This window comes from Arenibacterium halophilum, from assembly GCF_005938225.1.
Lineage (GTDB): Bacteria > Pseudomonadota > Alphaproteobacteria > Rhodobacterales > Rhodobacteraceae > Arenibacterium > Arenibacterium halophilum.
Genome location: NZ_VCPC01000002.1, coordinates 745280 through 760412, shown reverse-complemented (window position 1 = coordinate 760412; position 15133 = coordinate 745280). Strand labels below are relative to the sequence as shown.

At 60.3% G+C, this 15133-nt stretch carries 14 protein-coding genes; 2 read left to right on the top strand and 12 right to left on the bottom strand.

Going from position 1 to position 15133, the window contains the following annotated elements; translation table 11 throughout:
- Position 1: 1 nt before the first annotated feature.
- From FGK64_RS10400 to cuyA, 4 genes are all read right to left on the bottom strand, one after another.
- Positions 2-1285, bottom strand: a complete 1284-nt coding sequence (locus FGK64_RS10400; protein WP_138863722.1) for a TRAP transporter large permease — start codon at positions 1283-1285, stop codon at positions 2-4.
- Entirely contained in the window at positions 1282-1821 is a 540-nt protein-coding gene (locus FGK64_RS10395) for a TRAP transporter small permease (RefSeq protein ID WP_138863721.1), read from the bottom strand. The genes FGK64_RS10400 and FGK64_RS10395 overlap by 4 nt, the downstream gene beginning before the upstream one ends.
- A 98-nt stretch (positions 1822-1919) precedes the next feature.
- Complete coding sequence (locus FGK64_RS10390) at positions 1920-2909, bottom strand: TRAP transporter substrate-binding protein (RefSeq protein ID WP_138863720.1); 990 nt, start codon at positions 2907-2909, stop codon at positions 1920-1922.
- 1 nt (position 2910) lies between these two features.
- On the bottom strand, positions 2911-3963 hold the full coding sequence (gene cuyA, locus FGK64_RS10385) for a D-cysteate sulfo-lyase (protein WP_138863719.1): 1053 nt from the start codon (positions 3961-3963) through the stop codon (positions 2911-2913).
- Positions 3964-4096: 133 nt separating this feature from the next.
- Here cuyA and FGK64_RS10380 point away from each other — a divergent pair, with 133 nt between their 5' ends.
- Positions 4097-5041, top strand: coding sequence for a LysR family transcriptional regulator (locus FGK64_RS10380; protein ID WP_138863718.1), 945 nt, complete (start codon positions 4097-4099; stop codon positions 5039-5041).
- Positions 5042-5141: 100 nt separating this feature from the next.
- On the opposite strand, the gene FGK64_RS10375 is transcribed toward FGK64_RS10380, so the two are convergent.
- The 7 genes from FGK64_RS10375 to FGK64_RS10345 all read right to left on the bottom strand — a co-directional run bounded on the left by FGK64_RS10375 (position 5142) and on the right by FGK64_RS10345 (position 12520).
- Positions 5142-6332 carry a lipid-transfer protein gene (locus tag FGK64_RS10375; RefSeq protein WP_138863717.1) on the bottom strand — a complete coding sequence of 397 codons (1191 nt, stop codon included), beginning with the start codon at positions 6330-6332 and terminating at the stop codon, positions 5142-5144.
- 42 nt (positions 6333-6374) lie between these two features.
- Positions 6375-7106, bottom strand: a complete 732-nt coding sequence (locus FGK64_RS10370; protein WP_138863716.1) for an ABC transporter ATP-binding protein — start codon at positions 7104-7106, stop codon at positions 6375-6377.
- Entirely contained in the window at positions 7100-7849 is a 750-nt protein-coding gene (locus tag FGK64_RS10365) for an ABC transporter ATP-binding protein (protein ID WP_138863715.1), read from the bottom strand. Before FGK64_RS10365 ends, FGK64_RS10370 begins: the two co-directional genes overlap by 7 nt.
- Positions 7846-8844, bottom strand: coding sequence for a branched-chain amino acid ABC transporter permease (locus FGK64_RS10360; protein ID WP_171054030.1), 999 nt, complete (start codon positions 8842-8844; stop codon positions 7846-7848). Before FGK64_RS10360 ends, FGK64_RS10365 begins: the two co-directional genes overlap by 4 nt.
- The gene (locus FGK64_RS10355; protein ID WP_138863713.1) at positions 8841-9704 is read right to left on the bottom strand and encodes a branched-chain amino acid ABC transporter permease; all 864 of its coding nucleotides are present in this window, start codon (positions 9702-9704) and stop codon (positions 8841-8843) included. The genes FGK64_RS10360 and FGK64_RS10355 overlap by 4 nt, the downstream gene beginning before the upstream one ends.
- Before the next feature lie 21 nt (positions 9705-9725).
- On the bottom strand, positions 9726-11282 hold the full coding sequence (locus tag FGK64_RS10350; protein ID WP_138863712.1) for an AMP-binding protein: 1557 nt from the start codon (positions 11280-11282) through the stop codon (positions 9726-9728).
- A 62-nt stretch (positions 11283-11344) separates the two neighbouring features.
- The gene (locus FGK64_RS10345) at positions 11345-12520 is read right to left on the bottom strand and encodes an ABC transporter substrate-binding protein (protein WP_138863711.1); all 1176 of its coding nucleotides are present in this window, start codon (positions 12518-12520) and stop codon (positions 11345-11347) included.
- A 174-nt stretch (positions 12521-12694) separates the two neighbouring features.
- On the opposite strand from FGK64_RS10345, the gene FGK64_RS10340 reads away from it, so the two are divergent.
- Positions 12695-13255 carry a MarR family winged helix-turn-helix transcriptional regulator gene (locus FGK64_RS10340; RefSeq protein ID WP_171054029.1) on the top strand — a complete coding sequence of 187 codons (561 nt, stop codon included), beginning with the start codon at positions 12695-12697 and terminating at the stop codon, positions 13253-13255.
- Between the two features lie 127 nt (positions 13256-13382).
- On the opposite strand, the gene FGK64_RS10335 is transcribed toward FGK64_RS10340, so the two are convergent.
- Positions 13383-15122, bottom strand: coding sequence for a SulP family inorganic anion transporter (locus FGK64_RS10335; protein WP_138863709.1), 1740 nt, complete (start codon positions 15120-15122; stop codon positions 13383-13385).
- Positions 15123-15133 lie beyond the last annotated feature (11 nt).

The following is a 15133-nucleotide window of genomic DNA, read 5'->3' as shown; positions in this document are numbered from 1 at the left end:
TTCATCCATAGATGAGATTGGGGATCCAGAGCGTGAGCTGGGGCAGGAAGATGATGAGCACGATCGCAAGGATCAGCACGATCACGTAGGGTAACGCCGATTTCGACAGGCTCTCGATCGAGCATCCCGTCAGACGCATCGCCACGAACAGGTTCACGCCCAGCGGTGGCGTCAGGAAACCGATCTCGCAGCACAGCACGAAGATGATCCCGAAATGCACCGGGTCCACCCCCAGCCCGATGACCACTGGCAGAAGAACCGGCGTCAGCAGGATGATCTGGGCGATCGTGTCCATCCACATCCCGATGAAGATCAGCACAAGGCAGATGATGATCAGGATGACGTATTTGTTGTCCGACAGGCTTCCGATCCAGGCGGCCAGTTCCTGCGGAATGTTCTGGAGTGTCAGGATCTGACCGAAGACAGTGGCCGTCGTGATAATCACAAGGATCGAGCCGCTGATCGTGGCGCAGAATAGAAACACCTCCTTCAGCTTGGCAAAGCTGGTTTCGCGGTAGACGAATGTCGAAACGAACAACCCGTAGACCACGGCAACAACGGCGGATTCGGTCGGGGTGAAGATCGACGCGTAGATGCCGCCAAGGATGATCACCGGCGCCATCAGCGCCCAGAACCCTTCGCGCAGGGCGACACGGAAGGCCGCGAAATCGACCCGGCTTTCTTCAGACCGGTATCCGGCGCGGCGCGACAGGAGATAGGCCGCGGCGATCAGCAAGGTGCCCACGATGATCCCGGGGATGATGCCCGCCGCAAACAGCCTTGGGATCGATGTGTCGGAACTGATGCCATAGATGATCATCGGGACGGACGGCGGGATCAGGATGCCGAGCGTTCCGCCGGACGCCGTGACAGCACCCGAGAAATTGGCAGAGTAGCCCTGCTTCAGCATCGAGGGGATCATGATCGACCCGATCGCGGCGACGGTCGGCGGACCCGAGCCCGAGATGGCCGCAAAGAACATGCAGGCCATGATCGTCACCACGGCAAGCCCGCCATAGGTCCGCCCGATCAGCGGCATGAAGATATTCACGATCCGCTGCGACAGCCCGCCTTTTTCCATGATGCCGCCCGCAAGGATGAACAGCGGAATCGCGATCAGCGGGAACGAATTCAGTGCCTCGAACATCACCTGGACAAGGAAGGTGATCGGCAGCCCCGAGATGAAGATCGCGACGACTGATGCCGCGCCCATCGAGATGGCGATGGGCATTCCAAGCAGCAGGCTTACGACGAAGGATATGCCAATGGCGGCGCCGACACTCATTGCTTCGCTCCTGTCTGCGCGATTGCGATTTCTTCCGCCGCTTCCAGTTCAACCTCGCTCATGGAGCGGTCGAAGTAATCGCGATCAAAGAGATTCTTCGCGACGCGAAGGGTGAAGATCGTGAAGATCACGGGGATAGGCAGGAAGATCCAGAACATGTCGATGTCTGTGATCATCGCCCGATAGGGGTATTCGCGGATCGACATCAGGTAAAGAACCCCACCCCAGATCACCACGAGATTGAAGAGGATCCACAAGACATCTCCGACCCGCAACAGCAGCAAGGCCAGGGGAACCGGCATGATCCGGAAATGCGCCGTGATGCGGATGTGATGGTAGTTGATCGTCGCATAGCTGCATCCGAACCAGCAGAACCAGATGAACAGGAACCGGGCCATTTCCTCGGACCATTCGATAGGCAGCTTGAAGATGAAGCGAGAGGTGACCTGAAGAAACAGAACACAGACGAGGGTGGAAAGAAGGCAGATCAACACCACCTGATCTGCACGATTCAGCCACATGAAAAGTCGTTTCATGAAAGAAGTCCTATCGGCAAGATGAACGGATGGACCGTAATCGGAGGACGTCGGCCGCGCCTCTGCGCGCCCGACGGTCAGGCTTTTCCGCTCGCCGATTACTGCGAGGCTGCGACCAGACGGTCGATCAGATCGCGCCCGCCCACACGGTCCGCGAATTCGTCCCAGACGCCGCGGGCAGCGTCGAAGAACACCGCGCGTTCGTCAGGCTCCAGCATGACAACCTCCATGCCGACTTCTTTCGCCTTGGCGATACCGTCCAGATCGCACTGTGCGGTCAGGCCCCAGGAATATTCGCCCGCCTCACGCCCGGCGGCCAGGATCGCCTCCTGCTCGCTTTCGCTCAGCGACTGGAACTTGCGTTCGTTCATGATGACCATGCCAAAGCCTGTGAACAGGTTGGTCGTGGTCAGATGGTTCTGAACCTCGTAGTATTTCAGCGTGAGCACATCACATGGCGACATGTCTGCGCCATCTACTGTCTTTTGCTGAAGCGCGGTGAACAATTCGGCAAAGGCAACCGGCGTCGGGTTGGCACCGAATGCCTTGTAGGTCGCATTCATCACCGGGCTGCCCGGCGAACGCAGCAACAGGCCATCCATGTCGGCGGGGGTCTTCACGGCGACTTTGTTATTGATGACGGCGCGCGATCCCCAGGCGGTGGTATAGATGACCCGCATGCCCGTGGTTTTCATGAAATTTTCAAAGATTTCGTCACCGACCGGGCCAAACACGGCCTTTTGTGCCGAGGGAATATCCTGAAACAGCGCCGGCAGGCTAAAGATGTCGATCTTGGGATCGAACTGCGCCAGGTTGTTGGATGACACGATGGCAAGGTCTTGCGCGCCGAGTTGCACCGTCTTTGCCTGGGCCACGTCATTGCCAAGCTGTGCACAGCAGAGCGCATCGATAGTCACGGCCCCGTCCGTCAGTTCCGAAACCTTTTCGGCAAACCGAAGGGCACCCTTGTGATAGACGTTCTCTGGGCTGGATACGTGCCCCAGCTTCAGCACCGTCTCGGCGTGACCGGCTGTTACAGTCACCGTCAACGCCAGTATGCTCGCCGCCAGTCTTTTCACATGTTTCATTTTAAGCTCCCGTTGTCATCTGAGTTTGTTGTTTGCTTGTTTTCGAAACCCTCCCGGAGTTGTCGAACAACTCCCCGTAAGCGAACAGCGCCGTGGCGCCGCCCGTGTGAAGGAAAACCACGTTCTGATCGGGTGTGAACCGTCCTCCCCGGATCATGCCAATCAGACCGGCCATCCCCTTGCCGGAATACACCGGATCAAGAAGAATTCCTTCGTGCCGCGCCATCAGTTCGATGGCCTCGACCATTTCGTCGGTGGGCTGACCGTAGCCGGGCCCCACATAGCTGTCGTCAGCAATCACGCGGTCGCGCGGGATGCCGTCGCTATTGCCAATATATTCAGCGGTTTCATTGGCAAGTTTGTGCACCGCGCTGACCTGCCGCTCTTCCGGGTGCCGGACGCTGATGCCAACAACGTCGATACCGCTGCGCATTCCTTCCAGCCCGGCGACCAGACCGGCCTGGGTGCCCGCACTGCCGGTGGCCTGAACCACCACGTCGATATCCAGCCCCATCGCCTCGGACTGAGCGACAATTTCGTAAGCGCAGCTGACATAGCCAAGGGCACCAATGCGGTTCGACCCGCCGCCCGGAATGAAATAGGCCGCCTGCCCTGCGGCCGTGAGCGCTTCGGCCTTTTCCATGGCCAGCGCATTCATATCCAATCCCGGCGGATGAAAGCTGATTTCGGCGCCGAACAGGGTGTCCAGCAGGACGTTGCCGGTTTCCTCGTAAGACGCATCGGTGTCCGGCACCCGACGTTCCAGAAGGATGTGACATTTCAGGCCAAGCCGCGCGGCCGCCGCCGCTGTCTGACGGGCATGGTTGGACTGAACGGCACCCTGGGTGACCACGCAAGCCGCCCCCTTGGCCAGCGCATCCCCCATCAGGAAATCCAGCTTTCTTGCCTTGTTTCCGCCCGTGCCGAGGCCGGTGCAATCGTCCCGCTTTACGAAAAGGCGAGGCCCGCCAAGCAGCCTGGTCAGGTTTTCCATCGGCTCGAGCGGCGTCTGCCGGTGACACAAAAGTGCCCTCGGAAAGTGCGATAGCAGCATGGGAACCCCTCCATTCCGCAAGTTTACGTTTTTCGTGAGCTGTTTCTTGTCAGCAAGATTGACTCACTACCCGGCTCCTGACCAATGCTATGTTCAGCAAACATTATGCAGGAAACGCATCAAGAATTACGCCATGGACACCAACTGGTTTGAGGATCTCGCGACGCTTGCAGAGACAGGGCATTTCTCTCAGGCAGCCGCACAGAACAATATCAGCCAATCTGCCTTCAGCCGGCGCATCCGCGCGTTGGAGGATTGGGTCGGCGCCCCACTGGTTGACCGCTCGCGTCATCCGGTGCGCCTCACGCTGGCAGGCCAACAGATGCTTGAGGCTGGCCAACACGCCCTGTCCCGAATTGAAAGCGAGAGGGCCTCGATCCGAGAGGCCCTTGCAAAGCCAGACAAATACATCGTGAACTTTGCAGCACAACATTCCATCGGCTGGCGGTTCTACCCTGCCTGGTTGCAAGCCCTGGAACTGGAGTTCGGACCGATCATTTCCAGGTTGCGGGCAGACGATTTACCGAACTGTGTGGAAGACCTGAATCACGAGCTCGTCGATTTCGTGATCTCGTTTGAAAGCGGTCACGCCGCGGGCGTGGAAAGAAACCCCGATATAACATCTCTCAAAATTGGATCAGACCAATTGGTGCCCGTCTGCAAAGCGCACCCTGACGGTTCGCCGCAATTCGAGATCGATGATACAAATGCCGGGCCAATTCCGTTTCTGAAATTCGATGAATCCGCCCCGATCCGAAAGCATATCGAACCCATTCTGGCAGAACGTGGCATCTGTCAGCGACTGGACCTTGTGTATCAGAGCAGTCTTGCCGGGGCGTTGAGGCTGCGGGCGCGCGATGGCCTTGGTGTTGCCTGGCTGCCGCTCAGCCTTGTGCAGCCGGACATAGACAGCGGACTTCTGGCGTGGGCGGGGCAAAGCTGCTGGGCCATTGATGTCGATATCTGCCTGCATCGCCTGGAGCGAAACACGACTGCGGTGGTCACCGAGATGTGGCGCTATCTCGAACACAGGCAGCATCAGCCGTTGATCATTCCGCCAACGGCCCTGTCCGCCTGACCGTCGCGTGTCAGCGCCCGATGGCATCTGTGATCCGCGCCATCAGGCGGAAGACACTGCCCGGTTCAAGGCAAATGCCCACCGAACAGTGCCGTCTTGGTCAGATGGCCTGGTACAGGGTCACCACGCAGGCGCCGCCAAGTCCCAGGTTATGCTGCAAGGCCGCGCGGGCCCCTTCGACCTGTCGGTCACCGGCCGTTCCACGCAACTGATGGGTCAGTTCATAGCATTGCGCCAACCCGGTCGCGCCAAGCGGATGCCCCTTGGACAAAAGACCACCAGAGGAATTGACCACGACGTTGCCACCATAGGTGTTGCCTTTGTCATGGATAAACTTCTGCGCGCCGCCTTCCGGGCACAGGCCAAGACCTTCGTAGGTAATCAGCTCGTTCTGGGCGAAACAATCGTGCAGCTCGACCACATCGAGGTCCTCCGGTCCGACGCCCGCTTTCTCGTACACCCGGCGCGAGGCCTCGACCGTCATATCATAGCCAACGACACGCATCATGTCGTTGCTGTCAAAGGTGCCCGGGCGGTCTGTCACCATGTCCTGCGCGACGATGCCGACGCCGCCCTCAAGCCCGTGGCGCCGCGCAAACGCAGGCGACACCAGAACGGCCGCCGCAGCGCCGCAAGTCGGAGGGCATGCCATCAGACGTGTCAAAGCGCCGGGCCAAAGTTCGGCTGACTCCAGAACATCATCTGCGGTGATCTCTTTTCGGAACAGCGCGAGGGGGTTGCGCGCCGCGTGCCTGCTGGCTTTTGCGCGTACCTCGGCGAAATCCCGCAGCGTGGTGCCGTATTTTTCCATATGCGCCAGACCGGCCCCGCCGAAATAGCGCAGCGCAAGCGGGACCGGCACATCGCCGACACAGCGGTCCGTGGCCTCGTCAAACGCCTGAAAGGGGCTTGGCCGGTCCTCGAACACATCGCCCAGCGCCCCGGGGCGCATCTGTTCAAAGCCGACAGCCAGCACACAGTCAGCGGCGCCGCTCTCGATGGCCTGACGGGCTAGGTATAGGGCCGTCGATCCGGTCGAGCAGTTATTGTTCACATTGACGATCGGAATCCCGGTCATCCCCACATGGTACAGCGCCTTCTGCCCGCTGGTGCTGTCGCCGTAGACATATCCAGCATAGGCAGATTGGATCATGCTGTAATCCAGCCCCGCATCTTCCAGCGCCTCGCGCACGGCCCTTGCGGCCATCACGTCATAGGTGTCCGATTGACCGGGTTTCTCGAATTTGACCATTCCGACACCGGCAACGATCGGGGTGCTTTTCTTGTCCATGTTCAATGCGCTCCACGCTGTATGAGTTTTTTGCTTTCAGGGTCAGGTCGGCTGCGGTTGGGCATCCGATCCCAGCCCCGAAAGCAGAGACATCACGTCCCGTCGGTTTTCCATGTATTCGGCCTTGGTGCCGTTCCAGGCGATCCTGCCGGTGTCCATCACCGAAAAGGATGTGGCGAGCGCCTCGGGAACGGTGAAATTCTGCTCGACGATGATGATGCCGGCCTTTTCAGCCACGATTTCCCGAATGGCTTCGACAACGGCGGCAACGACAACCGGCGCCAAACCTTCGGTGGGCTCGTCCAGCAGCAACAGACGCGGCTGGCACAAAAGGGCGCGGCCGATGGCCAGCATCTGCTGCTCTCCGCCGGACAATTCCTGCCCAAAGGCGCGACGACGCTCTTTCAGGCGCGGGAACAACTCGAACACCCTGTCGATTGTCCAGCCGCCTCTGGGTCGGGGATGGGCCACCGTCGAAATGACCAGATTTTCGCGCACGCTGAGCGATGGGAACACCTGCCGATCTTCCGGCACATAGGCCACGCCCAGATGGCTCATCATTTCGGGCGTCGGGTTAGCCAGGGTCTTGCCGTCGAACTCGAGCGTTCCCGAGCGCAGCGCGAGGTGCCCGGCAAGGACTTTCAGCGCGGTGCTCTTCCCTGCCCCGTTCCGACCCGCCAAGGCCAGAACATCGCCCGGACCTGCCGATAGCGACACCTGGTGAAGCGCCTGTGCCGCGCCGTAACAGGCATCCGCGTTGCGCAATGTCAGCATGTCGCCTCTCCCAGATAGGCGTCACGGACGCGCGGATCGCTGCGGATATCCGACGGCGTGCCCTTGGCCAGCACTTCGCCGCCAAGAAGCACAACGATCTGGTCCGAGATCCCCATCACCATGTCCATGTTATGCTCGACAAGGATCGCGGTGCGCCCCTGTATGGCTTCGCCGACCAATGCGGAAAACTCTTCCATCTCGGAATGGCCAACCCCCGCCAAAGGTTCATCCAGCAACAGCAATTCCGGTTCGTTCACCACGACAATCGCAAGTTCCAGAGCCCGCTGTTTGCCGTGCGACAGGTTTGCCGCCTGTGTCTGAGCCAGATCGGCCAGTCCGAACCGGTCGAGAACCGCCATCGCGTCGCGGCGGGTCTGGGACATACGATGGGCAAGCTGCCACGGCAGAGCCACCTTCAGGTGCTTGCGCTGGCGCGCAAAGCGGACGTTTTCCAGAACGGTCATTTCCGGAAAGATGGTGAAGATCTGGAAGGATCGGGCGATCCCAAGCGCCGCGCGTCGATGCGGCGCCATATGGGTCACGTCTTGCCCACCCACCGTGATCTGCCCGCGATCGGCGGTCAGGATGCCGGACAGAACGTTCAGAAGCGTCGTCTTTCCGGCTCCGTTCGGACCGATCAGCGCGGTCACACGACCAGCCGGGAAATCGAGGTTGACATCATTCAGGGCGCGAAACTTGCCAAAGCTGACGCCGATCCCCTTGCAGCTCATCGCATGGGTCATGTCGCGCCCTCCGTCCGGATCGTGGCGCGGCGCAGTTCCGCCCTGAGTGCGCGGCGGCGTCGTACCCGCTCTTGGATCAGCCCGACCACGCCACCAGGCATCCAGAGGGTGACGGCGATGAAGATGAGCCCCAGCAACCCGTGCCAGTGGTCTGATATGTCGCCGACGCCCTCGCGCAGGAATTCGAACAGCGCCACCCCGACCACCGGTCCGGCAAAGGTTCCGCGCCCGCCCAGCACTGTCATGATCAAAACGTCGCCAGAGGTTGCCCAGTGGGTCATCTGCGGGCCGACATAGTAGATCAGACCGCCAAGCAGCGCCCCGGCCAGCCCGGAAACCCCTCCCGAGATCGCGAAGGCCGAACACTTGTACATAGAGACGTCATAGCCAAGCTGTTCCGCCCGGACCGGGTTTTGCCGGATGGCGCTTAACACCTGCCCATAGGCCGACGCCCGCAGCACAGCCGCGCCAAGCAGGACCAGCCAGAAAACAAGGACCAGAAGCATCAGGTATATGTGGTCGTCATAGACATTCAGCCCCAGGATTTCGGGACGGCTGACGCCCGCCAGCCCATCCGTTCCACCTGTCCATCGTTTCAGCTTGATCGCGATCAGATGGTTGACCATCTCGGCCATGATCAGCGTGGTCAGGCCAAAGTAGATGCCCGAAATGCGCAAAGAGACTATTCCGAACAGCGCGCCAAGAACCGTTCCGAAAAGGATCGCGGCCAGTAGCGCCACCCCTTCCGATACGCCCCACGACAGCGTCAGAACAGCATAAGCGTAGGCCCCGATGCCGAAGAATGCCGCGTGACCGAAAGATATGATGCCGGTCAGGCCGAAGATCAGGTCGAACCCGATTGCAAAGATCGACCAGACCACGATCAGCGACAGCAATGTGTGCAGCGGTGCGCCGCCGAGGAACGACAGGACAATCACCGCCAAGGGGATCACTGTCGCCAGCGTCAGGTTAAGGTGCCATTTGCCGCGGGTCATGCCTTGCGCCCCTTTGAAAAGGTGAACAATCCTTGCGGCCGCCACAGCAGAACGATCATCAGGACCAGATAGGTCGACAGTTCGATCCATTCGGGAAAGTACTGCTGACCAAAGGCCCGCACGAGCCCCAACAACAGGGCTGCGGCGATCGCGCCCCGGATATTTCCAAGGCCGCCAAGGATCACCACGATGAAACAGTCCACGATGATGCCGAAACCCATGCCGACCTGGATCGGAATAAGCGGCGCGGCAATGGTTCCGGCAAGTGCGGCCAGCCCGCCGCCCAGCGCGAAGACAATCGTTCGGATGGTCGATACAGGGATGCCAAGGCTGCGGACCATCGCGGGATGGGTCATCGCGCCGCGCAGAACGATCCCGAGTTTCGTCCACTCGATCAGCGCGAACAGCCCAAGCCCGGCGATCAGCCCCGCCCCGATCAGGAACAACCGATAGACGGCCACGTCAGAGTCGAAGACGGGTATGGCGCCAGAAAGGCTCCCGGGTAGTGGGATGTCGTGATAGCCAAGCCCCCAGACCGTGCGCACCACTTCGTCGAGCACGAGGATGATACCGAATGTCATCAACAGCTGTTCGACATGATCCCGGTCATAGAGCGGCCTGAGCAGCAGTATTTCAAGCAAGGCACTAAGCGCGGCCACGGCCAAAGGCGCCACCAACAGGGACAGCCAGAAGTTTCCTGTCTGGTTGACGACTTCGACGGCGATGAAACCGCCCACCATGTACAGCACGCCGTGGGCGAAATTGATGACCCCCAGCATCCCGAAGATGATGGTCAGCCCGGCCGCCAGCAAGAAAAGCATCATCGCGATGCTGAGGCCAATGATCAAAGTTCCGGTCATGGTTTTCCTACACGGGCAAGATCAGACAGCGCGCGTTTCGCCGACCCAGAATTGTTCGCGGATGTCCCGCTTCAGCACCTTGCCTGCGGGGCTGCGGGGCAGCGTCTGCCAGACGTCGACGCTTTTGGGGGCATGCACCCCACCCAGTTGCTGCTTCACAAGCTCGATGATCTCGGATGGATCGAAAGCGGTGCTCCCGGCCTTGAGCTCCAGCACGGCCTTCACGGCTTCGCCCCACTTGGCGTCGGGCACGCCCACGACGGCGCAATCGTTGACGGCAGGATGCGACAGGATCACCTGTTCAACTTCGGCGCTGAAGACATTGAAGCCGCCGGTAACGATCATGTCCTTCTTGCGGTCCACGATGTACAGGAACCCGTCTTCGTCGCGATAGCCGACATCACCGGTCAACAGCCAGCCGGCGCGGAATGCACTTTGCATCGCCTTGGGATTATTGACGTATCCATCAAAGACAAGCGGCCCGCGCACCGCGATTTCGCCGCGTTCGCCACAAGGCACCTCGGCCCCGTCATCATCTAGGATCGCGGTGCGCACGCTCAGGCTGGGGCGCCCGCAGCTTGCAAAACGGTGCGCTACATTGCCCTTTGCGGCATCACTCAGAACATCGCGCCCGAGGAAAGAAATGAACATCGGCGCTTCGGCCTGCCCATAGCACTGGCACATGACCGGCCCGAACACCTCCAATGCTTCGCGCAACTTCTCCGGTGCACAGGGCGCGGCAGCCAGCACGAAATACTGCAGGCTGGAATAGTCGTAATTCCGCACATTCGGGTGCGACAGCATCATGTAAAGAACGGTTGGCGGCAGATACAGATGCGTGATCCCGTGCTCCTGAATGCTTTGCATGATCAGTTCGGGATCTGCCTTCGGAATGACGACGTTTGTCGCGCCCCGCGCCATCGCCATCACGGCAAGCCCGCCTGCCGCATGTGTCATCGGACCCGCCACCAGGTGAACTGCACGCCCCTCGCAAGGCATGTTGGCCCAGAATTCCTGAACCATCTGCCCCCAGGTACCGTGGGACCATTGCGCCCCCTTCGACAGCCCCGTCGTTCCCCCTGTCGGAAAGACGGACGCGATGCGATCCTCATCGTCGGGCACGTCCGGCAAGGTTCCGTCGCCCGCTGTGGCGAAGGCGTCAAGCGACGGCGCGCCATCGCGCCCGTCCCGATCAAGACACACCACCAGCTTGAGCGAGGGCACCTGCCGGATCATATCCAGAGCGGCATCTTCCAGATCGCTGTGATAGAACAGCACTTCGCAGGATGTCAGGTTCAGCATGTGAACATTGGCATCGACAGAATTCCGGGCATTCGTCGGAACCCAAACATTCCCGGCGTGAAATATGCCGACAAGCCCAACGAATGCAGAGGCATAATTCGGGCTGAACAAGGCAGATCGGGTTCCGTTTGCCAAACCCCGCCCATGAAGCGCCGAAGCAATCCGCCGCGCGATTTCATCTGCGTCCGCGTAGGTCAGGCGGGAATGCCCGTCGACAAAGGCGGGCTGTTCGGGCCCGTGCTCTAGACCCTTCTGAAAATAGTCGATCAGTCGCATATGGTGTCCGTCATCTGTAGCCGAGGATAAAACTGCGGCCCAGTTCGAGGCCGCAGTCCTGATCAGTCGCAGGCAGGAAACAGGGTTTCGCTGTCGAATTGATACGAGATCTCCATCGTCACATTCGGATGCGGTGCTTCGCCCTTGATGGCCTTGCCAAAGATGCCCGATTGCGCCGCCTGATGGTCGCAGGCGCGCATGACCTTCACGCCTTCCAATGACTTCGTATTGGTCGAGGTCGAAAAGGCCTTGATCCACGCCTGCTGATCCCAGACGCCGGTTTCCTCCACCACGTCCAGGAACCACGCCATGCCGTCATAGGCTTCGCCTGCGGCCTGGTCGGGGTAGACGCCGTATTTTGCAACGTAGGACTCCACGAAGGCCCGGTTGACCTCGTTGTCGATGGCAAAGTGGTAGCGCAGGGTCGAGTTGACGCCAAAGGACAGATCTCCGACCGCCTCGCCCATCATCTCGTCCATGACCATCGTGCCGAAAATCTGCTTTTCGTCTTTCAGCCCGACCTGCCCCGACTGCTTGAGGAAGGTGATCGCATCGCCGCCGGTCATGATCATCACGACACCGTCGGCATCGGTCTTCTTGATCTTGTCGATAATCAGCGCGTAGTCCCGGCCTCCCAGCGGCGGATAATCCTCTGCCACGATCTCGGCCCCTACCGCATCCAGACGCCCCTTCAGGTCGTCCCACATGTCGCGCCCTACCCCGTAGTCCGCGACAACGGCATATATCTTGCCCAGCTTTTCGCGGCCCACGAACTCGGCCATCATCGTGTTTTCCATCCGCACCGGGTTTGAGGTGCGGAAGGTGTTGGAAGCCATGTCCTCGCCCGTGATCCGGTCACTGGCCGAAAGCGTGACAATAAGCGGAACGCCGCGCCGCTCGGATACCTTCATCACCGCAAGTGTCGAGCCCGAACTCACGGCCCCAAACAACATGTCCACGCCCTTGCCCATAAGGGCCGATGCTTTCTGAACAGCGATCTGCGGATTGGTTTCGGTATCTTCCCATTCAAACACGATCGGCGCGCCCAGAACCGTTCCACCCCGGGCTTCTGCCGCCAGTTCCGCGCCCTTGCGCATCGACTCGCCAATCACGCCATACGCGCCGCTTAGCGAGACAATTCCACCAACGCGGAACGCGTCTTCGTCTGCCAGCGCCGGGTTCGCGACAAGCGCGGCTGCCCCGGCGGCAAAAAGTGCCGCCTTTCCGAAAATATTCATTTTTTCCTCCCTTGAGCGACCGGAGCTCCGGTCTTGAGCAAGATCACATCATCGCCAAATTAATGTCAATAAGATTGTTATAGTTTTGTTTCGACTATAGTTTGAAACTTGTATCTTCTGCCCGTGACGCTAAACATGCGATGCCAACAAGTTACGTTCAGGACGCCAGTAGATATGCCCGACCAGCAACCTTCTTCAGATGCGCGCTTATCCACAAAGGAATGGCCCCCGGCAGACTCGCTCGCGGCGCGCTCGCTGACACTGGAGTTGCATTTTCTGGCCCACCTCAACTTGATTGATGATGGTGACAGGCGCATTGCCGATCTTGGTCTTGGCTTGGGTCGGGTCCACCACCGCATTCTTTATTTTGTCACCCAGTCTCCGGGCATCACGGTTGGCCAGTTGCTGGACCTGATCCGAGTGACAAATCAGAACATTCACCGCCCCATGGGCGATCTTGTCCGCATGGGTCTGATCCAGCAGCGGACTTCCGAAATCGACCGGCGGCAACGGCATCTGCACACCACCCCAGAGGGCGAAGAGATGTTGCGCAAAATCACGTCTTTCCAGTTCGACCGCATCGGCCGCGCCTGCGCGGCTGCCGGCCCCGAAGCAATGCGCGGATTCTGGACCGTCTTGTGGAACCTTATCGAAGATCGCGAAAGAGACTGGCTGGAAAACGGCAAGCGCGGCGATGACACCTTGACCGTCACCACGACAGACGCCTCGGCTTAGGCTTGCACCCCCGCGGTTGCATCGGCAGCGTCCTGACGGATCGGGTTGGAAACCAATATCGACAGACTTTTAAGCCACTGAGGAGCGGCAGTAGACAGGGATCGGCAATCCGCCAGTCCCTGTTCGGTCATTCTGCCGCCTTGGCCGGATCGTTCGGCTTAGCAAGCGCCGTCCAGGCATCATACTGCGACAGGAAGACCCGCCCGTTCAACTGATCAAGGAAGTGCGTTGTCTTCAGGCGGTCCATCACCGGCCCCTTCACTTCCGACAGGTGCAGCCCCACCCCCAGATCCCGGAGCCTGAGGTTGATCGCCTCCAGGCTTTCGAGGGCAGAATAATCAATCTCGTTCACGGCAGAACACATCAGGATCACATGACGCAGCGCCGCACCATCGACCACGCGATCCTGGATCAGGTCCTCAAGGAACCGGGCATTCACGAAATAAAGGCTCTCGTCCACGCGCAGCGCCAGTACCTCGGGGTCGGTGGTGACGTCGTGCCGGTGGATATTGCGGAAGTGATTGGTGCCCGGAACCAGCCCCACTTCGGCAACGTGCGGCTTTGAGGTTTTGTAAAGGTGCAGTGCGATCGACAGGATCACGCCAGAGGCCACGCCAATTTCGACCCCAAGCGTCAGGGTCAGAAGGATCGTCGCGGCGACCGCTGCGAAATCGGCGCGAGAGTAAGACCAGGTTTTCTTCAGGATCGCGAAATCGACGAGGCTAAGAACGGCAACCACGATGGTGGCGGCCAGCGTTGCGTTGGGCAGGTAATAGACAAGCGGCGTCAGCGCGAGCGCGGCAACCGCAAGACCGATGGCCGTGAAGGCGCCTGCCGCCGGTGTTTCGGCGCCCGCGTCGAAGTTCACGACCGAGCGTGAGAAACCGCCGGTGACCGGGTAGCCACCCGTAAAGGCCGCGCCAAGGTTGGCCGCACCAAGGCCGATCAGTTCCTGGTTCGGGTCGATGCGCTGACGCTTCTTGGCGGCAAGTGTCTGCGCGACAGAGATGGATTCCACAAAGCCGATGATGGAAATCAGGATTGCCGGGATCGCCAATTGTCGGATCAGGTCCGGCGCGTACCCCGGAAGCGTCAGCGGCGGCAGGGCTTGCGGTACCTCCCCCACGACCGAGACGCCGCGCTCGGCCAGACCAAAGGCCCACACCGCGAACGTGGTTGCCACAACCGCCGCCACGGGCCCCGCTTTGGTAGCGATGTCGGCCAGACGAGGCCCTGCCCCCATCCTGACCAACAGCGGCTTCACCCCCTTGCGGACCCAGAACAGAAAGGCCGTGGCCGTGACGCCGATAAGGACGGTCACCGGATTGACCTGCCCGGCATGGGACACAAGCGCGCTGACCATATCGATCAGCGTATGCCCGCCGCCCTCGACCCCGAGGATGTGTTTGAGCTGGCTGGTCGCGATCAGGATGCCCGAGGCCGTGATAAACCCCGCGATCACCGGATGGCTGAGGAAATTGGCCAGAAAACCCAGCCGGAACACGCCGAGCAGCAACAGGAAGCCGCCAGACAGCGCCGCCAAAGTCAGCGCGGCCACCGCATACCCGGCCGTGCCCTGCTCGGCCACCTGAGCGACGGCAGAGGCGGTCAGAAGCGACACCACCGCCACCGGCCCCACGGCAAGCGCGCGGGAGGTGCCAAACACCGCATAGAGCAGGATCGGCGCAATCGAAGCGTAAAGCCCCGCTTCGGGCGGCAGCCCCGCAAGAAGGGCATAGGCCAACGATTGCGGGATCAGCATGATCGTCACGATCACTGCCGCGACAAGATCGTTCGTCAGCGCGGATCGATCATAGTGCCTGCCCCATGTGAGGATCGGCAGATAGCGGACAAATCGTGGCGTCATTGCAGTCTCTC